General features: G+C 50.9%; 1 rRNA gene. It reads left to right on the top strand.

Annotation, left to right across the window (positions count from 1 at the left end):
• Positions 1-585: ribosomal RNA gene (locus tag HLG76_RS14650) — 23S ribosomal RNA — on the top strand; the annotation flags it as partial.

The raw sequence follows: 585 nt of genomic DNA, 5'->3' as shown, positions 1-585 counted from the left end.
TCCGAATGGGGAAACCCACCTGCATAAGCAGGTATCTTAGCGTGAATACATAGCGCTAAGAGGCGAACTCGGGGAACTGAAACATCTAAGTACCCGAAGGAAAAGAAATCAATTGAGATTCCGGCAGTAGCGGCGAGCGACCCCGGATTAGCCCTTAAGCAGACTTGGCGTTAGGTGAACAGGTTGGAAAACCTGGCAATAAAGGGTGATAGCCCCGTAACCGACGGCGCCATATTTGTGAAAACGAGTAGGACGGGACACGTGATATCTTGTCTGAACATGGGGGGACCATCCTCCAAGGCTAAATACTCCTGACTGACCGATAGTGAACCAGTACCGTGAGGGAAAGGCGAAAAGAACCCCTGTGAGGGGAGTGAAATAGAACCTGAAACCGTCTACGTACAAGCAGTGGGAGCCTCCTTTGTGGGGTGACCGCGTACCTTTTGTATAATGGGTCAGCGACTTAATGTTAGTAGCAAGGTTAACCGCATAGGGGAGCCGTAGGGAAACCGAGTCTTAACTGGGCGTACAGTTGCTAGCATTAGACCCGAAACCGAGTGATCTAGCCATGGGCAGGTTGAAGGT

The organism is Salinivibrio sp. EAGSL, assembly GCF_013366455.1.
GTDB lineage: Bacteria > Pseudomonadota > Gammaproteobacteria > Enterobacterales > Vibrionaceae > Salinivibrio > Salinivibrio costicola.
This window is presented reverse-complemented; position numbering and strand designations above follow the sequence as displayed.